This window comes from Streptomyces sp. NPDC045021 (assembly GCF_056432645.1).
Map to the genome: position 1 here is coordinate 1,433,642 of NZ_JBWKIQ010000001.1, position 24,000 is coordinate 1,457,641.

23 protein-coding genes are annotated in these 24,000 nt (G+C 72.9%); 8 read left to right on the plus strand and 15 right to left on the minus strand.

Annotated features, from left to right (window positions below; translation table 11 throughout):
• Positions 1-16: 16 nt before the first annotated feature.
• Positions 17-814 (minus strand): exodeoxyribonuclease III, encoded by a 798-nt coding sequence (locus tag AC07DC_RS06380; protein ID WP_478912319.1) that lies wholly within the window; start codon positions 812-814, stop codon positions 17-19.
• 141 nt (positions 815-955) lie between these two features.
• Between AC07DC_RS06380 and AC07DC_RS06385 the strand changes: the two genes are divergently transcribed.
• A complete protein-coding gene (locus tag AC07DC_RS06385) occupies positions 956-1,444 on the plus strand; it encodes a GNAT family N-acetyltransferase (RefSeq protein ID WP_478912321.1) in 489 nt (162 codons plus the stop codon).
• A 19-nt stretch (positions 1,445-1,463) separates the two neighbouring features.
• Here the strand turns inward: AC07DC_RS06385 and AC07DC_RS06390 are convergent, their stop codons facing one another.
• The 3 genes from AC07DC_RS06390 to AC07DC_RS06400 form a co-directional block, all read right to left on the minus strand.
• Positions 1,464-1,712 carry a LapA family protein gene (locus AC07DC_RS06390; protein ID WP_478912323.1) on the minus strand — a complete coding sequence of 83 codons (249 nt, stop codon included), beginning with the start codon at positions 1,710-1,712 and terminating at the stop codon, positions 1,464-1,466.
• 6 nt (positions 1,713-1,718) lie between these two features.
• Positions 1,719-2,645, minus strand: coding sequence for a helix-turn-helix domain-containing protein (locus AC07DC_RS06395; protein WP_478912325.1), 927 nt, complete (start codon positions 2,643-2,645; stop codon positions 1,719-1,721).
• A gap of 175 nt (positions 2,646-2,820) precedes the next feature.
• Entirely contained in the window at positions 2,821-3,306 is a 486-nt protein-coding gene (locus AC07DC_RS06400; protein WP_478912646.1) for a phosphatase domain-containing protein, read from the minus strand.
• Between the two features lie 124 nt (positions 3,307-3,430).
• On the opposite strand from AC07DC_RS06400, the gene AC07DC_RS06405 reads away from it, so the two are divergent.
• Positions 3,431-3,955 carry a DinB family protein gene (locus tag AC07DC_RS06405; protein WP_478912326.1) on the plus strand — a complete coding sequence of 175 codons (525 nt, stop codon included), beginning with the start codon at positions 3,431-3,433 and terminating at the stop codon, positions 3,953-3,955.
• Here the strand turns inward: AC07DC_RS06405 and AC07DC_RS06410 are convergent.
• Positions 3,942-5,351, minus strand: coding sequence for a glycosyltransferase family 87 protein (locus AC07DC_RS06410; protein WP_478912327.1), 1,410 nt, complete (start codon positions 5,349-5,351; stop codon positions 3,942-3,944). The genes AC07DC_RS06405 and AC07DC_RS06410 overlap by 14 nt on opposite strands.
• 205 nt (positions 5,352-5,556) lie before the next feature.
• On the opposite strand from AC07DC_RS06410, the gene AC07DC_RS06415 reads away from it, so the two are divergent.
• The 3 genes from AC07DC_RS06415 to AC07DC_RS06425 all read left to right on the plus strand — a co-directional run bounded on the left by AC07DC_RS06415 (position 5,557) and on the right by AC07DC_RS06425 (position 8,186).
• On the plus strand, positions 5,557-6,816 hold the full coding sequence (locus tag AC07DC_RS06415; RefSeq protein WP_478912329.1) for a molybdopterin-dependent oxidoreductase: 1,260 nt from the start codon (positions 5,557-5,559) through the stop codon (positions 6,814-6,816).
• The gene (locus AC07DC_RS06420; RefSeq protein WP_478912330.1) at positions 6,813-7,238 is read left to right on the plus strand and encodes a hypothetical protein; all 426 of its coding nucleotides are present in this window, start codon (positions 6,813-6,815) and stop codon (positions 7,236-7,238) included. The genes AC07DC_RS06415 and AC07DC_RS06420 overlap by 4 nt, the downstream gene beginning before the upstream one ends.
• A 78-nt stretch (positions 7,239-7,316) precedes the next feature.
• Positions 7,317-8,186 carry an alpha/beta fold hydrolase gene (locus AC07DC_RS06425; RefSeq protein WP_478912332.1) on the plus strand — a complete coding sequence of 290 codons (870 nt, stop codon included), beginning with the start codon at positions 7,317-7,319 and terminating at the stop codon, positions 8,184-8,186.
• Between the two features lie 58 nt (positions 8,187-8,244).
• Here the strand turns inward: AC07DC_RS06425 and AC07DC_RS06430 are convergent, their stop codons facing one another.
• The 3 genes from AC07DC_RS06430 to AC07DC_RS06440 are packed head-to-tail and all read right to left on the minus strand — an operon-like array spanning position 8,245 to position 10,393.
• Positions 8,245-8,925 (minus strand): methyltransferase domain-containing protein, encoded by a 681-nt coding sequence (locus tag AC07DC_RS06430; RefSeq protein ID WP_478912334.1) that lies wholly within the window; start codon positions 8,923-8,925, stop codon positions 8,245-8,247.
• A gap of 5 nt (positions 8,926-8,930) precedes the next feature.
• Entirely contained in the window at positions 8,931-9,662 is a 732-nt protein-coding gene (locus AC07DC_RS06435; RefSeq protein ID WP_478912336.1) for a TIGR04282 family arsenosugar biosynthesis glycosyltransferase, read from the minus strand.
• Positions 9,659-10,393: a glycosyltransferase family 2 protein gene (locus tag AC07DC_RS06440; protein WP_478912338.1), complete on the minus strand. Its 735-nt coding sequence runs from the start codon at positions 10,391-10,393 to the stop codon at positions 9,659-9,661. Before AC07DC_RS06440 ends, AC07DC_RS06435 begins: the two co-directional genes overlap by 4 nt.
• Positions 10,394-10,507: 114 nt before the next feature.
• Between AC07DC_RS06440 and AC07DC_RS06445 the strand changes: the two genes are divergently transcribed.
• Entirely contained in the window at positions 10,508-11,263 is a 756-nt protein-coding gene (locus AC07DC_RS06445) for a response regulator transcription factor (protein ID WP_478912340.1), read from the plus strand.
• On the plus strand, positions 11,256-12,368 hold the full coding sequence (locus AC07DC_RS06450) for a sensor histidine kinase (RefSeq protein ID WP_478912342.1): 1,113 nt from the start codon (positions 11,256-11,258) through the stop codon (positions 12,366-12,368). Before AC07DC_RS06445 ends, AC07DC_RS06450 begins: the two co-directional genes overlap by 8 nt.
• Before the next feature lie 2 nt (positions 12,369-12,370).
• On the opposite strand, the gene AC07DC_RS06455 is transcribed toward AC07DC_RS06450, so the two are convergent.
• The 7 genes from AC07DC_RS06455 to AC07DC_RS06485 all read right to left on the minus strand — a co-directional run bounded on the left by AC07DC_RS06455 (position 12,371) and on the right by AC07DC_RS06485 (position 22,048).
• Positions 12,371-13,456, minus strand: a complete 1,086-nt coding sequence (locus AC07DC_RS06455) for an NAD-dependent epimerase/dehydratase family protein (protein WP_478912344.1) — start codon at positions 13,454-13,456, stop codon at positions 12,371-12,373.
• A 52-nt stretch (positions 13,457-13,508) separates the two neighbouring features.
• Entirely contained in the window at positions 13,509-14,459 is a 951-nt protein-coding gene (locus AC07DC_RS06460; RefSeq protein WP_478912346.1) for a S66 peptidase family protein, read from the minus strand.
• Positions 14,456-16,432, minus strand: a complete 1,977-nt coding sequence (locus AC07DC_RS06465) for a prolyl oligopeptidase family serine peptidase (RefSeq protein WP_478912347.1) — start codon at positions 16,430-16,432, stop codon at positions 14,456-14,458. The genes AC07DC_RS06460 and AC07DC_RS06465 overlap by 4 nt, the downstream gene beginning before the upstream one ends.
• Positions 16,429-17,787 carry a M20/M25/M40 family metallo-hydrolase gene (locus tag AC07DC_RS06470; RefSeq protein WP_478912349.1) on the minus strand — a complete coding sequence of 453 codons (1,359 nt, stop codon included), beginning with the start codon at positions 17,785-17,787 and terminating at the stop codon, positions 16,429-16,431. The genes AC07DC_RS06465 and AC07DC_RS06470 overlap by 4 nt, the downstream gene beginning before the upstream one ends.
• On the minus strand, positions 17,780-18,613 hold the full coding sequence (locus AC07DC_RS06475) for a M55 family metallopeptidase (protein WP_478912351.1): 834 nt from the start codon (positions 18,611-18,613) through the stop codon (positions 17,780-17,782). The genes AC07DC_RS06470 and AC07DC_RS06475 overlap by 8 nt, the downstream gene beginning before the upstream one ends.
• Before the next feature lie 88 nt (positions 18,614-18,701).
• Positions 18,702-19,424 carry a class I SAM-dependent methyltransferase gene (locus tag AC07DC_RS06480; protein WP_478912352.1) on the minus strand — a complete coding sequence of 241 codons (723 nt, stop codon included), beginning with the start codon at positions 19,422-19,424 and terminating at the stop codon, positions 18,702-18,704.
• A 146-nt stretch (positions 19,425-19,570) separates the two neighbouring features.
• Positions 19,571-22,048 (minus strand): ATP-binding SpoIIE family protein phosphatase, encoded by a 2,478-nt coding sequence (locus AC07DC_RS06485; protein WP_478912354.1) that lies wholly within the window; start codon positions 22,046-22,048, stop codon positions 19,571-19,573.
• Positions 22,049-22,412: 364 nt separating this feature from the next.
• On the opposite strand from AC07DC_RS06485, the gene AC07DC_RS06490 reads away from it, so the two are divergent.
• Positions 22,413-23,975, plus strand: a complete 1,563-nt coding sequence (locus AC07DC_RS06490; RefSeq protein ID WP_478912356.1) for an MFS transporter — start codon at positions 22,413-22,415, stop codon at positions 23,973-23,975.
• Positions 23,976-24,000 lie beyond the last annotated feature (25 nt).

Sequence of the window (24,000 nt, forward strand, 5' to 3'; positions counted from 1 at the left end):
CCGCTTGCAATGCCGGTCAGTGCTCGAAGGTCACCGTCACGGGCGCGTGGTCGCTCCAGCGCTCGGGGTGCGATTCGGCGCGCTCCACCACGGCCGACGTGGCCCTGCCCGCGAGACCGGCGGTGGAGACGTGGTAGTCGATGCGCCAGCCCGCGTCGTTGTCGAAGGCCCGGCCGCGGTAGGACCACCAGGAGTAAGGGCCGGTGGCCTCGGGGTGGAGTTGCCGGACCACATCGGTGTAGCCGCCCTGCTCGAAGACCTTGCCGAGCCAGGCGCGTTCCTCGGGGAGGAAGCCGGAGCTCTTCTGGTTGGCCTTCCAGTTCTTGAGGTCGGCCTCGCGGTGGGCGATGTTCCAGTCCCCGCAGACAAGGACCTCCCGGCCGTCGGCGGCGGCCCGGGTGCGGAGTTCCGTGAGGTGGACGTAGAACTCGGCCATGAAGCGCTCCTTCTCCGCCTGGCGCTCGGTGCCGACCTCGCCCGAGGGCAGATAGAGACTGGCGATCGTGATACCCGGAAGGTCGATCTCGATGTAGCGGCCGGAGCTGTCGAATTCGTCGGAGCCGAATCCGATCTGGACGCGCGTGGGCTCGCTGCGGCTGTAGATCGAGACGCCGGCACGGCCCTTGGCGGCGGCGGGGGCGTGGAAGGCGGACCAGCCGTCGGGCTCGCGGACCTCGTCCGGGAGCTGGTCGGCCTCGGCGCGTACTTCCTGCAGACAGACCACGTCGGCGGTGGTGGCTCGCAGCCAGGGCAGGAAGCCCTTCTTGGCGGCGGCGCGGAGCCCGTTGACATTCACGGTCGTCACAGTCAGCACAGCTTGCTCCCGAATTGCGGATATCGGCGCAGCGCAGCCTACGCGACCGTGACGTGCGCGGATCGGGCGCGGGGCGGGCATGGGGCGGACACCGGTCGGGCACGGGGCGGGCCCGCGCACGTACACACGTACGATGCCGTGGTGGAGATTCGAATCATGCGCTACGACCACCCCGACGCGATGAAGCTCAACGACCGGGTGCAGCTGGAGTACGTCGAGCGGTACGGCGACGGCGATCTGACCCCGATGGACGCCACCCAGTTCGACCCGCCCCAGGGTCTGTACCTGGTGGGGTACGTGGACGGGGAGCCGGTCGCCAGCGGCGGCTGGCGGGCGCAGGACGATTCGCCCGAGGGGCACTCGGACGGCGACGCGGAGCTCAAGCGGATGTACGTGGTGGACGAGGCACGGGGCCGGGGGCTGGCGCGGCGAATACTCGCCGAGCTGGAGGCGAGCGCCGCGGCGGCCGGGCGGTCCCGCATGGTCCTGGAGACCGGCACGAAGCAGCCGGAGGCCATCGCGCTGTACGAGTCGTGCGGCTACACACCGGTGACGAAGTTCGGGCTGTACCGGTACGAGGAGCTCAGTGTGTGCCTCGGCAAGGCGCTCACACTGCCCGACGGGGCCTGAGCCGGCTCCCCGCCGCTGATCACTGCTTCCGGCGGGAGAAGTAGGCGCCGCAGACACCACCGATGATGGCCATCGCGAGCAGGGCGAGCCACAGCGGCATCGTCACCTCGGGGATGATCAGCCGGATCTTGACCTGCCGGGTGTTCTCGAAGATGAAGACGAGGCCGAGCACCGCCAGCACGGCCACCACGATCCGGCCCGGCGTGACGACTCCGCTGCCGAACTTGCTGCCGGACTTGCTGCTGGACGTCGACTTGTCGGCACTCACAGCGGGTCACCTGCTCTCGGCTCGACCGTCACCCCCTGCGTTCAGCATCGCGGTCTTCGGGTCCCGGCGGGCGTTCGACTCGTCCGTTCGGGTGAAGGAGCCGAGCAGGCGCAGCGCCGCCTCGGAGGAGGAGCCCGCCTCGGCGCTGTACATCAGCATCCGGTGCCCGGAGTCGTCCGGGACCTGCAGCATCTCGAAGGAGAGCGCCAGCGGGCCGATCGTCGGGTGGTGGAACGCCTTCGTGCCGAAGGTGCAGCCGTTCACGGGGTGGCGCGACCACAGGGCCGCGAACTCGGGGCTCTTCATCGACAGTTCGCCGATCAGCTCGGCGAGCCTGCGGTCCTCGGAGTACTGTCCTGCGGCCAGCCGCAGCGAGGCGACCGCGCGCCGGGCCTCCTCGTCCCAGCGCGGGTACAGCTCGCGGGTGTGCGGGTCGAGGAAGAGCAGCCGCTGCAGGTTGGGGCGGTCGGCGGGCCGGTCGGGGCTCCGCGCGTCGAGGTGCCCGGCGGTGAGCGCGTGCCCCAGCGGATTCCAGGCCAGTACCTCGAAGCGCCGGTCCAGGACGACGACGGGCACGTCGCCCATCGCCGCGATCAGCTGCCGGGTCCCCGGCCTGGCGCTTTCGGGACGCTCGGCCGGGCGGCGCTTGGCGCGGCCGGGGCGCGCCAGGTTCCGCAGGTGGGTGTGCTCGTCCTCGGTGAGGCGCAGCGCGGCGGCCAGGGCGTCGAGCACCCCTTCCGAGGCGTTGTTGCTCTGTCCCTGTTCCAGCCGGGTGTAGTACGCGACGCTCACCCCGGCGAGCTGCGACAGCTCCTCGCGGCGCAGTCCCGGCACCCGTCGCCTGGCGCCGTAGGAGATCAGTCCGACGTCCTCCGGCCGCAGCCGGGCGCGGCGGGTGCGCAGGAATTCGCCGAGTTCCGCGGGAGTGTCCATAGGGATCAGTCTCCCCCGGCCGCCCGTTCGCAGCCTGTCCCTGTCAGTAGCAGGCAACGCCACGGGGGCCGGGGAGGCTGATCCTCCGCGAGGGCCGGGGAGACTGATCCTCGGCGAGGGCCGTGGAGGATCCGCGGGCCGTGAAGGCTGATCCTGCGCCGCCCGGCCGGCTGCCTCAGGTGCGCCCTTCGCTGTCCTGCGCGTGCTCCAGCAGAGGCGCGGACTCCATCCAGCGGGCCCTGCGTACGGTGAATCCGGCGGCCGCGTACGCGTCGCAGACCTGCTTGTCGTCATCGACGACGACGCGGATCACGCCCTTGCGCGCCAGCCGCCGCAGCAGTTCCAGCTTGGTGACGCGGGCCGGCCTACGGTCGTTGTCCGTCCGCATCCACACGCGGCCCGGCGGCAGCCCGTGGCGCTCCAGCCAGGCCGCCGTGTCACGGCGGCAGCGTTCCGGCCGGCCGGTGACGTACTCGATATCGCATTCGACGGCGGTTTCCAGCGCCAGCGCCACGCCCTCCGCCAGCGGGGGGTCGTCCACCGCGGCGGCGAAGAAGGCGGCCCAGTCCTTCGGCTGCCGCTCCAGGTGGATCAGCCGGTGCCGCGTGTCGGTGAGGGTTCCGTCCAGGTCGAAGACCGCCAGCGGACGTCTTCGGTCCAGTTCATCGTTCAACTTTGCACCTCCGCGCGGAGGATAGCGCTGCCGGGCGGGCCTCGTCCCTACCGGGCCCGCAAAGCGCCGATAAAGGGGTGCGGGCGCCGTCCCCCGCCGTCATCATGTGCGGATGACTTGGACCGCACCCGAAGTACCGCGTACTGATCCCCCCATGGTCGCCGAGGAGCGCGCCTCGCTGGAGAGCTGGCTCGCCTATCACCGCGCGACCCTCCTCACGAAGTGCGCCGGGCTCACCGGCGAGCAGCTGGCGCTGCGCTCCGCGAAGCCGTCGGCGCTGTCGCTGCTCGGGCTGGTACGGCACATGGCGGAAGTGGAACGGTGGTGGTTCCGGATCCTGTTCGACGCCCAGCCGGAACTCGGCATGGTGTTCTGTACCGACGAGGAACCGGACGGCGACTTCGACCTCGCCGACGGCGCGGCCGCCGAGGCCGACTTCGCGGTGTTCGCTACGGAGTGCGAACTCGCGGACCGCGCCGCCGCGGGACGATCGCTGGACGAGACGTTCGCCCATCCGCGCCGTGGTGGACCGATCGACCTGCGGTGGGTCTACGTCCACATGATCGAGGAGTACGCGCGGCACAACGGCCATGCCGACCTCCTGCGCGAGCTGACGGACGGCGTCACCGGGGAGTGACCCCGGCCCGGGCGCCGCTCGGCACCGCCCCGGCCTGCTCCGGCACGGTGTGGACGCGACGCCCGCTCCCCCGCCCCGCCGCGCGGGCCCGCAGCGCCGCCCCGGCCAGCACCACCACGGCCGCGGTCCCGTAGGACCAGGACTGGAGCCAGCTGCCGTGGGCTCCCATGGCGTTGCCGATGTAGAGCACGGTGCCCGCGAGGGGGACGGCGAGCCACTCCCAGCGGCCGTCGAGCGCGACCAGCGCGACCACCAGCAGGGCGTACCAGTAGTAGGACGGCGAGGTCAGGAGCAGCGCGGTGCCGGTGACGAGCAGCGCGCCGCTCCAGGGCCGGCAGGGATCGCCGCGCCGCAGCACATGGAGGGCGGTCAGCGCGATCAGGGCCACCGCGAGCGGGGCGGCGACGCCGTCCGGCAGGAAGAGCCGCAGCAGCGCGAAGCGGCGGACGCTGCCTGATTCGTACCCCTCCTCCTGCAGATAGCCGGGCAGATACCCGAGGACGCCGAAGCCGGACGTGAGGACGTACGGCAGATAGGCGAGCGCGATGACCAGGACGGCGGGCAGCAGGACGCGCGCGGCGTCGCGGGGGCTCCGGCGGGCGAGGGCGCCCGGCAGGACGACCGCGGGCATCAGTTTGACGGCGATGGCCGCCCCGAGGAGCGCACCGCGGCGCGGCAGGACGGACGTGCCGAGCGCGAGCACCGTCAGCAGCACGCCGAGCGTGTCGACATGCGCGTCGTTGACGGCCGCGAAGGACACCGCGGGACACCAGGCCCACAGCGCCGCACGGCGTGGATCGCCGCGCCGGCGCAGGACGAGGAGCAGGGCGGCGCTGGTCCCGACGGCCAGCAGCGCACCCGCGATCTGGGTCGGCTTGTGGCGGGCGCCGTCGGGGGACAGCGCGTGGACCGCGAGGAACCAGCCCTCCGCCACCGGCGGGTAGATGGTGTGCACGGCGGGGCGGTTGATCCGGGTGCACTGCGCACCGGCCGTGCTCAGGTCGGGGAAGGGGCAGGCGGGGCCCGGCGGGAAGAGCCAGCGGTCGCGCAGCCCGGCCAGTTCCGGCGCGGCGGGCGGATACGCGTACGGGGAGATGCCCGCGGCCTGCACCCGGCCGTCCCAGGCGTAGCGGTACATGTCGCTGCTGGTGCGCGGCGGTCCGCCCAGCGCCGCCAGCGACAGCGCGGCGCTGCCGGCGAGGACGAGGACCACGGCGGCGCGCACGGGCACCTTGCGGACCGCCCAGACGGCTCCGGCGAACAGCACCCAGGCGGCCGCGTACCAGTACAGCAGGTGTCGGGGGTGTGCCTCGGAGCCTCCTGACCGGATGGTGACGGCGACGACGGCGGTCAGCGCGGCGACGAGGACTGAGGTGCATACGGTGCGGACTCCCACACCGTCCACCGTGGCAGGCGGAGCCGCCCGAAGGGCTCCTGCCGAGCCGGGCGTCCGCAATCCGTAAGGAGTGAGCACCCCGTCGGCACCGCGTCGGCACCACGCCAGCACCACGCCGGCAATTCGTGAAGGGGCGGCGCCCCGTCCGCATTCCGTAAGGAGTCGCCCCGCCTGTTGAGGCCCTGGCCGGGGGTGTGATGGAGCCATGCAGAATCCATCAGACGGGGAGCGTCCCCCGAAGCCTCCAAGCCCCCGGAGCGACCCGCCGAGCAGCCCGCCGGTTCATGGCCGTGCGCGGTTCGCGCTCCACGATCCGCCGGCCCGGCTGCGCCGGGGTCCGCTGCGCGAGGGAGCGTTCACCGGGCGGCTGCACGACGCGCGGACGGCCACGGTGGTCGGCCGCGCGCTGGGCGCGGCCATCGCGGTCTGCTTCGTGACCGGCCTGATCAGCCACTATCTGCAGCATCCGCCCGATTGGGCGGCCGACTGGCTGCCCAGCCGCCCGTCGTGGGGCTACCGGCTCACCCAGGGGCTGCACGTGGCGAGCGGCATTGCGGCGATACCGCTGCTGTTCGCCAAGTTGTGGACGGTGTACCCGCGGCTCTTCGCCTGGCCGCCGGCCCGGTCGGTGGGCAAAGCGCTGGAGCGGCTGTCGATCGCGGTGCTGGTGGGGACGGTGCTGCTGCAGCTGCTCACCGGGCTGCTGAACACGCTGCAGTGGTACCCGTGGCCGTGGAACTTCGTGCCCGTGCACTGGGCGTTGGCCTGGGTCGCGATCGGCGCGCTGCTGCTGCATCTGGCGGTGAAGGCACCCGTCATCGCGGCCCATTGGTCGCGGCGGTCGGCCGGCACCGCGCAACTGCCCGCGGCGGACGGTCCGGACCGGCGGGCGTTCGTACTGGGGGTCGGCGCGGCGGTCGGGGCGGTCACGCTGACGACCGTCGGACAGTCCTTCACCCCGCTGAAGGACTTCGACCTGCTCGCGCCGCGCCATCCCGACCACGGCCCGCAGGGACTGCCCGTCAACAGGACGGCGGCCGCGGCCGGGATCACCACCGCGCGGCTGGCGGACTGGCGGCTGCGGGTGGCCGGGCCGCGACCGTACGAGCTGACGCTGCCCGAACTGCGCGCCCTGGCGCAGCACACCTCGCTGCTGCCGATCGCGTGCGTCGAGGGCTGGAGCAGGAACGCGCACTGGGAGGGCGTGCGGGTGCGCGATCTGCTGGACCGGGCGGGCGCCCCGCACGGGGCGCGGCTCCGGGTGGTCTCCCTGCAACAGGGCGGCGCCTACTCGGTGATGGAGATGGGCGCCTCGTACGCACGCGATCCGCTGACACTGCTGGCGCTCTCGCTGAACGGCGCGCCGCTCTCCATGGACCACGGCTTCCCGGCCCGGATCATCGCGCCGAACCGGCCCGGCGTACTGCAGACGAAGTGGGTCTCCCGGCTGGAGGTGCTGGCATGAAGGCTCGTATCGCGCTCGGCGCGGTGGGTGTCGCGGCGATGGGTCTCGGCGCCGTACAGCTGTTGACGAACAGTCAGGTGCGGGCGCCGGTCGATGTACTGATCTGGCTGGCCGGCGCCATCGTGCTGCACGACGCGTTGCTGGCGCCGGTCGTTCTGGGCGTCGGCGCGCTGCTCTCCCGGTGGCTCCCGCCGCGCGTGCGGCGGCCGGTGCGCGGCGGGCTGATCGTCGCCGCCTGCCTGACCGCCGTGGCGCTGCCGTTCCTGCTGCGGCCGAGCGCGACGTCCAACCCATCGGTGCTTCCGCTGGACTATCCCCGCAACACGCTGATCGTGCTGGGGGTGGTGGCCGTGCTGACCGCCCTGGCAGCCGGGTGGGCGGCGCTGCGCCGATCCCGATCTCGACCTCTTCATAAAAACTAATGCATAGATCGCCTCTCAACCATTAGCATGTGCGTGTCGGCGGAACAGTCCCGCCGACACGCATGGGAGGCACACGCGATGACGGCTCTGGAACTTCCCCGGGTGGCACACCGGTTTGTCGATGTGGACGGAGTACGCGTCTTCTACCGCGAGGCCGGCGACCCGGACGCCCCGACACTGCTCCTGCTGCACGGCTTCCCGTCCGCCTCGCACCAGTACCGGCGGCTCATCGACGCGCTCGGCGGCCAGTACCACCTGATCGCCCCCGACTATCCGGGCTTCGGGCACAGCGACGCGCCGGCGTCCCTCACCTACACCTTCGACCTGCTCGCCGATGTCGTGGAAGGCTTCTGCGAGGCCCTCGGGCTGCGCCGCTTCACGCTCTACGCCTTCGACTTCGGCTCCCCGGTCGGCTTCCGCCTCGCCACCCGCCACCCGGAGTGGATCGCCGGCCTGGTGGTGCAGAACGGCAACGCCTACGAGGAGGGGCTCAGCCCGATTGCCCTCGCCTTCGTCTCCGAGCGCCCCGAGAGCGAGGGCTCCGAGGAGCGGATGCGCCAGATGCTGACCCCCGCCTTCACCCGGAGCCAGTACGAGGGCGGCACCACCGACGCGTCAACCGTCGCCCCCGAGGGCTGGGTCCTGGACCAGCACTTCCTCGACCTGCCGGGGCGCGACGTGATCCAGCTGCAGCTGGCCTACGACTACCACAGCAACGTCGAGCTGTACCCGCAGTGGCAGGCGTGGCTGCGCAAGCACCAGCCGCCGACGCTGGTGCTGTGGGGAAACCGCGACGCCATCTTCGTGGAGGCCGGAGCGCACGCGTTCCTGCGCGATGTGCCGGACGCCGAGGTCCACTCCTTCGACACCGGGCACTTCGCGCTGGAGGAGTGCGTCGGGGAGATCGCACCGCTGATCGCGGACTTCCTGGACCGTACGTGGGCGTGAGGTCAGGCTCGGTGCCGGCGCCCGGCGCCGCGACTGAGGCCCGTCCGGGCCGTGGGGTTCAGCAGCGCCACAGCTCGACGAAGTGGCGGCCGTCCACCGACCACTCCTCGACCGTCGTCCATCCCGTGCTGTCGGCGGCCGACCGCAGCGCGGCCGCTCCCAGCCGCGCCCACGGGAAGTCCCGGCCGTACCGGCCCCGGCCGTCCTCCACCCGGACGGTGAAACGCTCGTCGACGTCGTAGGCCGCGGCCTCGACGAGCAACCGGCCGCCGGGGGCGACCAGTTCACCGACCCGGGCCAGCAGTGCCCGGGCGTCGCCGCCGATGCCGACGTTGCCGTCGATCAGCAGCGCCGTGCCCCAGCGGCCCTCCGCCGGCAGCCGGTCGAAGACCGACCGGCAGAGCACCGCTCCCCCGCTGTCCCGGGTGCGGGCCACGGCCGCGGGGCTGACATCGACCCCGAGCGCCGGGACCCCGGTGGCCGCGATCGCCGCCACCAGACGGCCGGGCCCGCAGCCGATGTCGAGTACCGGGCCGCGCCGGCACCGGTACAGCAGCGCGGTGTCGGCGGCATCCGGCGCGGCGCACCACCGCTCCACGTCCAGGGGCAGCAGCCAGCCGTCGGCCCTGCGCAGGAACAGCGGCCCCCGCCCGGAGCGGATCGCGTGCGCGTACGGATCGTCGATCCAGGGGGCGGGGGCGCCGGGCCGCTGCGCGATCGTCGCGGTCGCTCCGTCCACGGCCGTCACCGGACCGCCGTCCGGCCGGCGCCGACGCGACTCGCGGGCGCCGGCATGTGCGCAGCGCCGGGAATCTTCGGGGGCGCAATCGAAGGCCCGGCCGCCCGCAGTGCGGCGGCGAAACGTGAACCGGGTGCGCGGGCGGCGACCTCGGCGACGTCGGCGGCCGTGTCCACGTCGCGCAGTCCTGGCAGGTCACGGACGCGCAGCCCGGCGTCGGTGAGGCGGCGGCGCTGGATCTCACCGGTCCGGTCGGTCGACATGGGCACTCCGGGGAACAGCGAGGGATCCGGTTCGGCGAGGCCCAGTGCCCAGAAGCCGCCGTCCTCCGCGGGACCGAACCACGCGTCGCAGCCGAGCCAGGCGTCCGGCCGCAGCGCCGGCCCCAGCAGGGCCGGGGTGAGCTGCGGGGTGTCCATGCCGACGAGCAGCGTCGGCCCGGTACAGCCGGCGAACGCCGCCGCCAGCCGCTCGTCCAGGCCGCCGGCCGCCTGCGGAACGATCTCGAAGCCAGGCAGCAGCCACGCGCCGGGCGCGCCGTCGAGGACCAGGACCCGCCGCCGGGCCGGGGCGCGCAGCACCGCTTCCAGGGTGTCGACGAGTGCGGCCTCGGCCAGCGCGGCCGCCTGCCGCGGCGAGTACGGCGGCGTGAGCCGGGTCTTGACCCGTCCCGGTACCGGTTCCTTGGCGATCACCAGCAGCGTCGTCACACCCGGCGTGCCCGTCGCGCCCGTCATCGTGCGGTCCGGGCGACCGCGGCGGTCCGCTCGTCCCTCGCCGTGCCCACCGGCGGCTGCCGCAGCACGGCGCTCATGTCGCTGACCGCCTGCCAGGTCCCGCGCCAGGTGCCGGTCACTTTGGAGCGGCCGGTCCTGGGTGCGTAGGGGACGTCGGTCTCGGCGATCCGCCAGTCGGCGTCGGCCGCTCTGACCAGCATTTCGAGCGGGTAGCCGGACCGGCGGTCGGTCAGCTCCAGGCCGAGCAGCGCCTCACGCCGGGCGGCCCGCATCGGGCCGAGGTCGCGCAGCCGCAGGCCGGTGCGGCGGCGGATCCGCCGGGCCAGTTCGAGGTTGGCGAGCCGGGCGTGCGGCGGCCAGGCGCCACGGGCGGTCGGCCGGCGGCGGCCGAGCACCAGGTCGAGATCACCCCGCAGCACCGGGTCCGCGACGGACGGCAGCAGGGCGGGGTCGAGGGAGGCGTCGCAGTCACAGAAGCAGACGATGTCGGCGGTCGCGGCGAGCAGTCCGGCGTGGCAGGCGGCGCCGAAGCCCCGCACCGGCTCGCGGACCACCGTCGCGCCGAGGGAGGACGCCAGGGCGGCGGAGCCGTCGGTCGAGCCGTTGTCGACGACGATCGCCCGCCAGCCGGACGGAATCCGTTCCAGTACCCAGGGCAGGGCCCCGGCCTCGTCCAGGCACGGCAGTACGACGTCGACGGGCGGTGTCGGTGGGTTGGTCACGCTCTTCACCTTACGAATGAGAGACCGACATTCCGGACTTTGGATCCTTACGAAACACGGACGTCGACCCCCCGGAGCCCCGTCCGGGGGCACGGTGCCGCCGCCCGGTGCCAGACTCGAAGCGTGACCACCGACCCCGCACAACGCCGCATCCTCGTCGTGGACGACGATCCGACCGTGGCCGAAGTCGTCGCGGGATACCTGCACCGCGCGGGCTTCGTCGTGGACCGGGCCGCCGACGGACCGACCGCAGTGGCCCGTGCCGCCGCCGTCCGCCCTGACCTCGTCGTGCTCGACCTGATGCTGCCCGGCCTGGACGGGCTGGAGGTGTGCCGGCGGATACGCGAGCGCGGCCCCGTCCCGGTCGTGATGCTGACCGCCCGCGGCGACCAGGACGACCGGATCCTCGGTCTGGAGGTCGGCGCGGACGACTACGTCACGAAGCCGTTCAGCCCGCGCGAGCTGGTACTGCGCGTGGAGTCGGTACTGCGCCGCGCCGGGACGCCGGCGCCCGACGGCCCCTGGCTGCGGTCGGGGCCGCTCGCCCTGGACCCGGCCGCCCGGCGCGCCACCCGCGACGAGGCGGAACTCGCGCTGACGATCCGCGAGTTCGACCTGCTCGCGTTCTTCCTCCGGCACCCCGGGCGGGTCCTGGGGCGCGAGGAGCTGATGCGGCGGGTGTGGGGCTGGGAGTTCGGCGATCTGTCGACCGTCACCGTGCATGTGCGGCGGCTGCGCGAGAAGGTCGAGGACGATCCGGCCCGGCCGCTGCTGATCAGCACGGTCTGGGGCGTCGGCTACCGCTTCGACCCGCCCGGCGGACCCGCACCCGATGCCGCACCGGCAGCAGTACAGGAAACGGTGAATCCCGATGCATGATGTCCTGCTGATCGCGGCCTACGCGGCCGTCGGCGCCGCGGCCGCCGGACTCCTCGGCGCGCTGGCACTGCGGTTGCTGCGGAACCGGTCGGTGGCGCTGTCGCTCGCTGTGGTCGCCGCCGTCACGGTGGCGGCGATGCTCGCCGGGACGCTCTCGGTCGCCTGGGCGATGTTCCTGTCCTCCCACGACCTCGGCGTCGTCATAACGGTGTGCGCGATGGCCGCCGTCGTCTCACTGGCCGTGAGCCTGCTGCTCGGCCGCAGGGTCGTCGCGGGCAGCCGCGCGCTGGCGAGCGCCACCCGCGACTTCGGCGACAGCGACATCTTCGCCGCGCCGGCCGGGCCGCCGACCGCCGAACTCGCCGATCTGGGCCGCGAGCTGGCCGCCACCAGCGAGAAGCTCGCCGCGTCGCGGGAACGGGAACGCGCGCTGGAGGCGTCCCGCCGGGAACTGGTGGCCTGGATCTCGCACGACCTGCGCACCCCTCTGGCCGGGCTACGCGCCATGGCCGAGGCGTTGGAGGACGGCATAGCGGAGGACCCCGCGCGCTATCACGCGCAGATCAGGACCGAGGTGGAACGTCTCAGCGGCATGGTCGGCGACCTCTTCGAACTCTCCCGCATCCAGGCGGGGGTGCTGGCCCTGGCCCCGTCCCGGATGTCTGTCTACGACCTGGTGGGCGACGCCATCGCCGGCGCCAATCCGCTCGCCCGCGAGCACGGGGTCCGGCTGATCGGGGACGGTGTCGAGTCCGTGCCGGTGGAGGTCGACGGCCGCGAGATGACGCGCGTGCTGGCGAACCTGCTGGCCAACGCCATCCACCGCACGCCGGCCGACGGAACGGTCGCCGTCTCGGCGCACCGCGATGCCGACTCCGTGGTCCTCTCCGTCACCGACGGCTGCGGCGGCATCCCCGCCGACGACCTTCCCCGGGTCTTCGACACCGGCTGGCGCGGCACCGGAGCCAGAACGCCTCCCGCGGGAGCCGGACTCGGCCTCGCCATCGTCCGCGGCATCGTCGAGGCCCACGCCGGCCACGCGGCGGTCAGCAACGTACCGGGCGGCTGCCGCTTCGAGGTCGTCCTGCCGGCCGCCTCGGGCTGACGTCAGGCCCGTGCGGGCGCGGGCGCCGCGGTGGCCCGCAGCTCTGCGTGGGCGAAGTCCCGCATGCCGTCCGTGAAACCGACGGCCGGCGCCCAGCCGAGTTCGGTGCGGATACGCGCGGACGAGGCCGTGATGTGCCGGACGTCGCCGAGCCGGTACTCGCCCGTCGTGACGGGTCCGGGGCCGCCGGTGGCCGAGGCGAGGGCGGCGGCCATGTCGCCCACCGAGTGGACGGTGCCGCTACCGACGTTGTACGTCCGCAGCCCGCCGGAGGGTCCGTCGGTGAGCGCACCGAGGGCGGCCGCGTTGGCGGCCGCGACATCGCGTACGTGCACGAAGTCCCGCCGCTGCGCGCCGTCCTCGAAGACGCGCGGGGCTTCACCGCGGGCCAGGGCGGAACGGAAGAGCGCCGCGACCCCCGCGTACGGGGTGTCGCGCGGCATCCCGGGACCGTAGACGTTGTGGTACCGCAGGGACACCGCGCGGCCGCCGGCCGCGCGGGCCCACGCGGCGGCCAGATGTTCCTGCGCGAGCTTGGTGGCGGCGTAGACATTGCGCGGGTCGGTGGGGGCGTCCTCGGTGACCAGGCCGGGGTCGAGCGGGTCGCCGCATTGGGGGCAGGGCGGTTCGAAGCGGCCCGCGTCGAGGTCGGCGATCCGGCGCGGGCCGGGGCGGACGACGCCGTGCCGCGCGCAGGAGTACCGGCCCTCGCCGTAGACCACCATGGAACCGGCCAGCACCAGGGACCGCACACCGGTGGCGGCCATGGCGGCGAGCAGCACCGCCGTGCCGTGGTCGTTGCAGCTGACGTAGTCGGGCGCGTCGGCGAAGTCCTTGCCGAGTCCGACCATCGCGGCCTGATGGCACACCGCGTCCACCCCGCGCAGCGCGTCCTCGACGGCCGCGCGGTCCCGGACGTCGGCCCGCCGCCAGTCGGCTCCCGCCGGGAGGGCGGGAGGTTCGGCGTGGTCGCCGTGGGCGGCCGGGAGCAGCGCGTCCAGGACGCGCACGTCGTGTCCGGCTGTGAGGAGGGTGGTCACGATGTGCGAGCCGATGAAGCCCGCGCCGCCGGTGACAAGTGTCAGCATGCTCCGACGCTACGGGCACGGCCGGTCCTGACGGCGTGACCCGGCCGGGCCGTCAGCGGTCTGTAAGGAGTGCCGGGACCTCGATGGTCAGGGTGCGGGCGTCGGCGTCCAGGACTGCGGGCAGGCCGAGGGGGACGGTGATGGTGGAGTCGCAGTGGCCGAACCCCAGCTCCTCCAGGATCGGCACCCCCAGTTCGCCGAGCCGGTCGAGCAGCAGCGGACGTATGGCCTCGTAGGGGCCGCACTCCGCCCACGAGCCCAGCACGATGCCGGCGACACCGTCCAGCCATCCGGAGCGCAGCAGTTGCGTGAGGTAGCGGTCCAGCCGGTACGGCTCCTCGCCGGTGTCCTCCAGGAGCAGGATCCCACCGGCGGCGCCGGGCCGGGCCCTCGGGGTGCCGAGGTCCGCGGCGAGCAGGCAGAGGGTACCGCCGAGGGTACGGCCGCGGGCCCGGCCGGGGACCATGGTGCGGGCGGCGGGCGAGCCGAGGACCTGGACGGTCGCGGGATCCATCAGGGTGCGGCGCAGGTGCTCCTGGGTGGGGTCGTCCTTGAGGAAGGTGGCGGCCCCGGCCATCGGGCCGTGCAGCGTGGCCAGCCCGAGCCGGGTCGCGAACGCCTCATGCAGCACGGTGATGTCGCTGTAGCCGATGAACGCCTTCGGCTCCGCGGCCCGCATGGCGTCCCAGTCCAGCAGGTCGACCATCCGTTGGACGCCGTAACCGCCGCGGGCGCAGATCACCGCGGCCACCGACGGGTCGCACCACGCCTGTTGGAGGTCCCGGGCACGGTCCTGGTCCGCGCCGGCCAGGTACTCCAGGTACGGGTGCTCGTCCAGGACATGCGGCCCGACGACCGGGTCGAGGCCCCAGCCGCGCAGGATGTCCAGCCCGGCGTCGAGCCGCTCGCGCGGGACGGGGCCGCTGGGGGCGACGACGGCGACCCGGTCGCCGGGAACGAGCCGGCGCGCGCGGCTCAGGGGCTCCATGCCGGGCCGCGTCATGTGGTGAGCTTCAGCTGCGGGACGCCGGGCGGCACGAAGCCGAAGACCTGCCCGTAGAGCGAGAGTTCGGCCTCCAGACAGGCGACGATCGTGTCCTGGCGGCGGAATCCGTGGCCCTCGCCCTCGAAGGTGAGGTAGGCGTGCGGGATGCCCCGTCCGGCGATCCGCTCCAGGAAGCGCTCGCACTGCACGGGCAGGCAGATCACGTCGTCCAGCCCCTGCAGCAGCAGGAACGGTGCGGTGACGCGGTCGGCGCCGTTGACCGGCGAACGGTCGTGGTACCGGTCGGGGACCTCGGCGAGCGGGCCGACGAGGGACTCCAGGTACCGCGATTCGAAGTCGTGCGTCTCGCCGTTGGCCGACCAGCCGGTGAGGTCCAGAATCGGGTAGCTGATGGTGCCGCAGGCGTACAGGTCGGTGGTGGTGAGCGAGGCACCGGTGGTCCAGCCACCCGCGCTGCCGCCGCGGATCGCGAGCCGGGCCCCGTCCGCGGTGCCCTCGTCGACAAGCGCCCGCGCGACGGCGGCGCAGTCCTCGACGTCCACGACGCCCCACTGCTCGCGGAGCCGCTCGCGGTAGGCGCGGCCGTAGCCGGTGGAGCCGCCGTAGTTGACCTCCGCGACACCGATGCCGCGCGAGGTGAAGTAGGCGATCTCCACATCGAGGACCATCGGCACCCGGCTGGTGGGGCCGCCGTGCGCCCAGATCACGTAGGGCGCGAGCTCCCCCGCCGGCGCGCCGGCCGCCGGGTTCCGCGGCGGGTACACCTGCGCGTGCACCTCGCGCCCGTCGGGTCCGGTGAAGGTCCGGGCGGTGGGCTCCGGCACGTACGCGGGGTCCACGGTGTCCTGGTGCGCGCAGCCGATGACCCGTGGGTGCCCGGTGCTGGTGTCCACTTCGACGATCTCGAACGAGGAGCGCGCGCTCGCGGCCACGCCCAGCACCCGGGTACCGGACGTGGCGAGGCCGGCGGTCCATTCCGTCCAGCGGCCCGGGACGTCGACCAGTTCGCCGGTGGCCGGGTCGAGTATCGCCAGCCGCTGGGCCCCGACGCCGTGCAGAACCGCGAGCAGTCCCTCGCCGACGGGCGCGAACCAGCGGTAGCCGAGCTTCCACAGCGGGCCGGCGAACTCCTCCTGGCGCGGGCAGAGATTGACGGCGTCGCCGGTGCTGGTGTCGACGCGGTGCAGATTCCACCAGCTGGTGCGGTCCGTGGCGGCGACCAGGGTGCCGTCCGGGGCCCACTCGGCCTGCGCGACCGACTCGGTCGGGCCGCCGATGAGAGTGCGCACGCCGGTGAAGGCGCCGTCCTCCCCGACCTGCGCGAGCTGGAGTTCCGTGCCGTCCCAGGGCATCAGCGGATGGTCCCAGGCGATCCACACGGCCTGCCGTCCGTCCGGCGAGAGCCGGGGGCCGGTGACGAACCGGTGGGTGTCGTCGGTCAGTTCGCGCACCGCGGCGCGGTCGGTGGCGGCCGAACCGTCCAGCGGAACGGCGGCGATGACGCGCCGCAGATCGGACGGGCCGTCGCCGGTGAACTCCTCCAGGACGCACCAGACCTCACCGCGGTCCTGGTGGATCTGCGGATCCACCCACCGCAGACCGTCGCCCACCGCCGAGACCGGCGTCAGCGGCCGCGGTTCGGCACCCGGACGGTAGGCGTACAGGCGCTGATCGGCGAAGTTCACAAAGACGATCAGCGGGCCGTCCGCCCCCGGTGTGCCGGCCCACGGCCGCCCGCCGTACTCCATGACGCGGCTGCGGACGTTCCACGGTGCGGGCAGCGGGCACTGCTCGGTGCCGTCCCCGAGCCGCCGGACCAGCGCGCGGCGCCCGCCCTCGGCGGGGCGCGGCTCGGTCCACCAGACCTCGTCCCCGACGACGCCCACGAATTCGGGGCTGCCGTCGTGGGAGGCGGCCGTCGCCGCGCCGATCGGCGACGGCCAGGCTCCGTACGGGACGTCCTGGGTCATTCCGGTGCCTTCCCTGAGGAGGAGGTCAGAAAGCGGTCCAGCACCTGGACGCCGAAGTGCAGCGCCTCGACCGGCACGCGCTCGTCCACTCCGTGGAAGAGCGCCTGGTAGTCGAAGCCCGGGGGCAGCTTCAGCGGGGAGAAGCCGTAGCCGGTGATGCCGAGCCGGGAGAACTGCTTGGCGTCCGTGCCGCCCGACATGCAGTACGGGACGACATGGGCATCCGGGTCGAAGTGCTCCAGGGCCTCGCGCATCGCCGCGTACGTCGGCGAGTCCACCGGGGCCTGGAGCGGCACCTCGCGGTGGTGGAACTCCCACTCGACGTCCGGGCCGGTGAGCCGGTCCATGGTCTCGGTGAACTCGGCCTCGCCGCCCGGCAGCATCCGTCCGTCCACATAGGCGGTCGAAGTCCCGGGAATGACGTTGATCTTGTAGCCGGCCTGCAGCATCGTCGGGTTGGCGCTGTTGCGGACCGTCGGCTCGACGAGCGCGGCGGACGGGCCGAGCTTGCCGAGCAGCCCGTCCACATCGTCCAGGTCGGGTTCGATGCCGTGCAGTACGGCGAGTTCGGTCAGCGAGGCGCGCACGGTGGCGGTCAACCGGACCGGCCAGTCGTGTTCGCCGATCCGCGCGATGGCCGCGGCCAGCCTGCTGACGGCGTTCGCCGGGTTGACCTTGGAGCCGTGCCCGGCCTTGCCGTGCGCCGTCAGCCGGAGCCAGGCGGTGCCGCGCTCCCCAGCGGCCACCGGGTACAGCCGCATGCCGCCGCCCGCGTGGAAGGTGAAGGCGCCCGACTCGCTGATGCCTTCGGTACAGCCCTCGAAGAGCTCGGCATGCTGGTCGGCAAGGAAGCCGGAGCCGTAGGCGGCGCTGTCCTCCTCGTCCGCGGTGAACGCGAGCACGATGTCCCGGGCCGGGCGGCGTCCGGTGCGGGCCATGGCCCGGACCGTGGCCAGGACCATCGCGTCCATGTTCTTCATGTCGACGGCGCCGCGGCCCCAGACCACTCCGTCGCGGATCTCGCCGGAGAAGGGGTGCACACTCCAGTCGTCGGGCTCGGCCGGGACGACGTCCAGGTGCCCGTGGACCAGGAGCGCGTCGGCACCGGGGTCGCTGCCCTCGATACGAGCCACCACATTGGTACGGCCGGGGGCGGACTCCAGGATCGTGGGCTCGATCCCGGCGTCGGCCAGCAGCGCGGCGACGTACTCGGCGGCCGGCCGCTCGTTGCCGTCGCCGCCGCCGCGGTTGGTCGTGTCGATCCGGATCAGGTCGGAGGTGAAGCGCACCACCTCATCCAGTGCCTGCTGATCCACCCCCAGGCCGACCGATTCGAAGACCGCTTGCTCAGCCATACTGTTCCTCCACCGCTGCCGACACGAGCGTGGTGACCGCCTTGAAAGCGCGGATTCCCTCGTACATGGTCGGTGATGTGTAGCCGACCCGGCGTTCGCCGGTCCGCGCCACGCCGGGTACCACCGTGGCGGCCCCGGCAAGATGTACGGCATCGAACTCGAGCTCGACGTGGAACGGCCCGGCCTGCTCGGGCTCATGGCGCACCGCGAGGGCCGCCGCTTCCTTCGCCGCGGCCCGGATGTCCGCGGCGGTCCTGGCCGGAGGCCGGCAGACCGCCGCGTACCGCGACACATAGTCCTTCACCGCGACCGTACGGGCCCCCGGGGCGTAGCCGTGCGCGTCGATGCCGGTACGGTCGTCGCCGGTCACCAGGATCACGGGCACACCGTACTCGGCGACCACCAGCGAGTTCAGCCGCCCCTCGCTCGCGGGCTCGCCGTTGACCCACACGCCCGTGATCGAGTTGGCGAGATAGGTGTGCGCGAGGACTCCCTCGGTCCCGGCGCCCGTGTGGTAGCCGACGAACGCGATGCCGTCGACGTCGCCCTGTTGCACGCCCTCGACCATCGACAGGTCCTTGTGCCGGCCGGTGAGCATCTCGGCGCGCTCGTCGAGCTTCTCCAGCAGCAGGTTGCGCATGGTCCAGTGCGCCTCGTTCACCAGGACCTGATCGGCTCCGCCGTCGAAGAACCCGGCGATGGCGGCATTCACGTCGGACGTGAACATATGGCGGCAGCGCTGCCACTGCTCGCTTCCCGGCAGCACATCGGCAGGCCAGGTGACGCCGGTGGCGCCCTCCATGTCCGCCGAGATCAGGATCTTCATGCGAGGCAACGCTACGCGGTTTTGGGCATCGCCTACCAGGCCTGTGGACAACTACAGCGGTCTAGACCTCTACAAACCCGGACAGATCCTACCCCGCAACCCCCGCCACCAGCCATTTCGACGGCAGTTCGATGCGCGTGCCGTCGGAACGGAACTCCGTCGTCGTCAGCAGCTGCTCGCCGCCCGCGAGCAGCTGCAGGCCCGCCGCCCGGAAGTAGCCGGGGACCGCCTCGTCGGCCACCTCGCCCGGTGTGAGGCCGTGTGCGAAGACCGCCCCCAGCTTCGGCGGCGGACCGCCGGGTCCCTGGGCCAGGCCCATCAGGACGCCCTTCGCGGCCTCGGCCAGTTCCACCGCGAACACCCGCCCGCGCTCACCGAGCAGCGCCGCGACGCCCTCGATCAGCGGCGCCCGGTCCGCGGGTTCGCACTGGTGCAGCACGCCGCGCAGGTAGACGTTCGCGTCACCGATCTCCGCGTGCAGCCGGCGTGTCGTGTGCGCGTCGGCGCCGTCGGCCTGCTGGTACTCGGCGACGCCGTGCGGGTCCGCGCGGCGCGCGTGGCCGATCGCCGCCTCGGACAGGTCCACGCCGACCACCCGGTCGTAGCGCTGTGCGAGATATCGGGTCTGGGTGCCGTTGCCGCAGCCGAAGTCGACGACCGGGAGGCCGGCGTCGAAGTACGGCTCGAAGAGCGGCACCTGCAGTTCGGCGGTGAGGGACGCGTCCGCGTCCCAGAACACCGCCCCCGGCGCGGTGGGCGCATCGCGCCAGAAGCTCTCCCAGGCCTGCGTGTAGGTGCCGGGCACGTTCATTTCGGGACTCCCCAGGATCCGACGAAACCTCAGTGACTCGGTGTCTCGGCAAGAGCGGCGGCTCGGAACGCGGCAAACCGGCAACCCGGCGGCCCGGCGATGAAGAGCCCGACGGCCCGGCGCTGAACAGCCCGGCCGCCGGCCCGTCAGCGCCGCCGCCGCGACGACCGCGGCAGCGTCTGCTCGAACCAGACCGTCTTGCCCTGCGCCGTACGGCTCGTACCCCACTGCCGCGCCAGCCTGCTCACTATGCCCATGCCCCGCCCGTACTCGTCCTCAGAACCGGTGTTCAGCAGGACGGGGACCGCGTGGTCGTCGTCCGTGACCTCGCACAACAGGGCGTCGGCCCGCACCAGCCGCAGCTCGACCTGGCTGGTGGCCGCGTGCCGGATCGCGTTGGTGACGACCTCGCCGACCAGCAGTTCCGCGGTCTCGGTGACCTCCTCCAGACCCCAGTCGAGCAGCGTCTCGCGGGTCAGCAGGCGGGCGCGCGCGGCCTCGCGCGGGTGGCGGGCCAGCTGCCATGTCGCCACGTCCGACCGCGGGATGCCGTTGAGCCGGGCCATCAGCAGGGCGACGTCGTCCTTGCGGCCGCCGCGCGGGTTGAGCGCGCGGATGATCGTGTCGCAGGCGTCGTCCATCGACGCCGCGGGATGCGCGGCGCTCTCGCACAGCGCGGCCAGCCCGGTGCCGATGTCCTGCCCGCGCACCTCGACCAGCCCGTCGGTGCACAGCACCAGCCGGTCGCCCTGCGCGACCCGCACCGTGACCGTCTCGAACGGGACGCCGCCCACCCCGATCGGGGCGCCGGTCGGCACGTCGAGCAGCTCGCTGCGCCCGTCGGCCGCCCGCACCAGGACCGGCGGGATGTGCCCGGCGTTGGAGATCATCAGCTCGGACTCGATCGGGTCGTACACGGCGTACAGACAGGTGGCCAGGTAGTGCTCGCCGAGACGCTGCGCCAGATCGTCGAGATTGCGCAGCAGTTGGGCGGGGGGCATGCCCATCGCCGCCATGGTCTGCACGGCGGTGCGTAACTGGCCCATCATCGCGGCCGAGTTCAGCCCGTGCCCCATGACGTCGCCGACGACGAGCGCCAGCCGCGAGCCGGCCAGCTTGATCGTGTCGAACCAGTCACCGCCGACCCGGCCCAGCCGTGTCCCGGGCAGATAGCGGGTGGCCACGTCACAGCCCGGCATCCGCGGGGTGATGCGGGGCAGCATGCTGTCCTGGAGGGTGTCGGCGACGTTCTCCTGGTAGGTGTACATGCGCGCGTTGTCCAGCACGAGGCCGGCACGGGCGGCGAACTCCGCGCCCGTCGCCTTGTCCATGTCGTTGAAGACCGGCCGCTCCTGGTGACGCAGCAGGATCATGAAACCGAGCACCACGTTGCGGGCCTTGAGCGGCACCACGAGCATCGACCGGTTGTTGATCAGCGGGCTGATGTCCCGCTTCTCGAACTGCGCGGCGATCGCGTTGCCCATCTGCTCCGTGATCCGCGGCACGAGCACCGGCTGTCCGCTGGTCATGCACTGGAAGAACGGGGTGTGCTCGGGGAACGGCATCGACTCGCCGACCGGCACCACGTCGTCCCAGCGCCCCGGCTCGTCGGTGTGCTCGAGGGCCACCCGGTACCACATGGTGGTGACGTCGGGCGGCCCGTCCGGGAACCCCTCGCCCGCGAGCACCTGTTCGCGCAGATAGGCGCCCGCGACGTCGGTGAAGCGCGGCACGACGGCCGCGCTGACCTCCTGGATGGTGCGGGCCAGGTCCAGCGAGGTGCCGATGCGAGCGCTGACCTCGTTGAGGAATTCGAGGTGCTCGCGCACCGCGGCGTACTCCAGGTCCGGCGCCAGGTCGGCCGGGGCCGCGGCCTGCGGGTCGAGCTGGGCGGCCGCCGCGGCGGCACGCCGCCTGGCCCGCCGCTCGTCACGCCTGGGCACGCCCCAGTCCGGGGTGACCGGCACCCGGTCGTGCCGGCTGAACTCCAGCACCGGATAGCCCAGCTCCAGCACCTGGGAGACGATCCGGGCGCTCTCCGCCGGGTTCATGCTCGGCAGGATCTCGGGCAGCCGCTTGGCGAGCTGGTCGGCGCCGGAGAACTCGGTGTGCAGGGCGAAACCGGGCGCGATCCGTTCGAATTCCGCGGCCTCCGTACCGGCGTCAGCGCCGACCTCCGCGTCCTGGCCCGGTTCGGGATCCGGCGAGGAGCCCAGCTGAGCCGCGTCGGCGGCGAGGACCAGTAACCGCTCGGGACCCGGGCCGACGAGCGGGTACGCCCACCACAGGACGTCCACGGCCCCGCCCTCCCGGTCCGCGCCGCCGCCGTGGCAGTCGTCGAAGAGCCGGGCCCGGCCCGCGGTCGGGTACGAGGTCTCGCCGCTGAGCGAGGCGTCCAGCTCGGGCCCGAAGTCGTCCGGCCCGGCGGCGTCCGCGATGTCGCTGTTCAGAGCGCCGGAGACCGGGAGCAGGTCCACCGCGGGGCGGCCGACGGCCTCTTCCTTGGAGCAGCCGAAGAGTTTGCGCGCACCGGTGCTCCAGTGCGATACGAGTCCCGCGCCGTCCACGACGATCACCGCGAGCGGGATCCGTCCGGACAGCCCCGGAGGAATGCGGCGGTCCATGGCTGGGTGGGCTCCTTCCCTCGGAGCCGCTTCACAGGAGCGGTCGGGATGTCCCACCCCGGTGCAAGATCTGCGGCACCGGTACCACCGTACGGCCGGAACAGGGTCCCGCGAAGGGCAAAGCCCGAATCCGGGCGCACGCCCGCGCGTGAGCGCCCCCCTCGGCACGTGCTAGCGTCCTTCCTCTCTGTTCGAACTCCAGATCCGTGGTGCGAGTTCGACTCCGGCCGGGTGGGGATCCAAGCCGGAGCACGTAGGACCCGCGACTGGAAGAGACACCGTGACCACCTGGGAGACCGCGGGCTGGGCCGCCGCAAAGCGTCCCAAGTCCTTTCTCCGGCTAGCCGATCCACGCCGGCCCGTGATGGCCGCAACGCTGTTCGCGGCGGTGCTGCACATCGTGTGGGCACTGTTCCTGGCCAAGGACGCCGGGGACATGGCCGCCCAGTTCGCGTGGACCGACTTCATACGCGAGCACCCGGACTCGGCGTACAACCTCTCCTGGTACGGCGGGATGCATCCCGCTTCGTACAGCATCCTGTCGCCCTACATCATGGCGTGGCTCGGTGTCCGCACGACCGCGGTGATCGCGGGCACGCTCTCGGCGACGGTCGCCGCGTATCTGCTGGTCCGGTACCGGATCAGACGGCCGATGCTGCCCGCGCTGTGGACGGCGTTCGCGCTCTGGTGCGACGTGGCGTCGGGCCGGGTGACCTTCGCGCTCGGGATGCTCTTCGCGCTCGCCGCCACCGCCCTGGTCTTCCCCGACGAGGACCAGCGGAACTCGCGCATCATCGGGGCCTCCGCGCTGGGCGGGCTTGCCACCATGTGCAGCCCGGTGGCCGGGCTGTTCATCGAGGTCCTGGCGGCCGCCCTGTTCCTCACCGGACGGCGCAAGCACGCGTACATCCTGGCCGCGAGCCCGCCGATCGTGGTCGGCGGCACCTCGCTGCTGTTCCCCTTCTACGGGGTGCAGCCGTTCACCTGGTACTTCGCCGCGCTGCCGCTGGCCGCCGCCGTACTGGTGGCGCTGCTGGTACCGCGCTCCTGGCGCACCCTGCGCACCGGATCGTGGGTCTACTCCGCGGGCATAGTGCTGACCTGGGCGATACCGTCGCCGATCGGCAGCAATGTCGAGCGGCTCTCGCTGCTCTTCGGCGGCACCGCGCTGCTCGCGGCCGCGGTCGGGCGGACCGATCGGGGCCGCAAGACCCTCGTCATTTTCGCGGCGTTCACCGCCATCGCGGTCTGGCAGGTCGCCAAGCCCGTCACCGACCTGGTCAACACCGCGCCGGTGACCGCGACCATCGAGCACGCCCAGGGACTCATAGACGAGCTGGCCCGGGTCGGGGCCGACCGGGGCCGGGTCGAGGTCGTTCCGCTGCGCTCGCACTGGGAGGCGTCGGGGATAGCCCCGCACGTCAACCTCGCCCGCGGCTGGAACCGGCAGGCGGACGTCGAGCGGAACCCGCTCTTCTACGACGGCACCCTCACCCCGGCCACCTACCTGGCGTGGCTGCAGCGCTGGGGCGTCGGATACGTCGTCCTGCCGTCGGACGAACCGGACGGCGCGGCCGTCGCCGAGGCGAAGATCGTCGCGGCCGGGCACGCCTGGCTGCAGCCGGTCTGGCAGGACGACCACTGGCGCCTGTACAGCGTGACCGGGGCCGAGCCGATGGCCGACCCGCCGTCGATCGTCCGCCAGGCGGGGCCGGCCGAGCTGGTCGTCGAGGTCCCGAAGGCGGGTCCGGTGCTGCTGCGCATCCCGTGGTCGCCGTGGCTCGCGATAGCGGGAGCCACGGACTCCGATCACGGCTGTCTGGCCGAGGCCGGCGACTGGACCCGGCTGTACGCGCCGGCGCCGGGGACGTACCGGATAGGCGGGCGCTACGCCCTGTCCCGCGGGACGCCCTGCAAGAAGGACTGACCCCCGGCGACAACTGGTCCCGGGC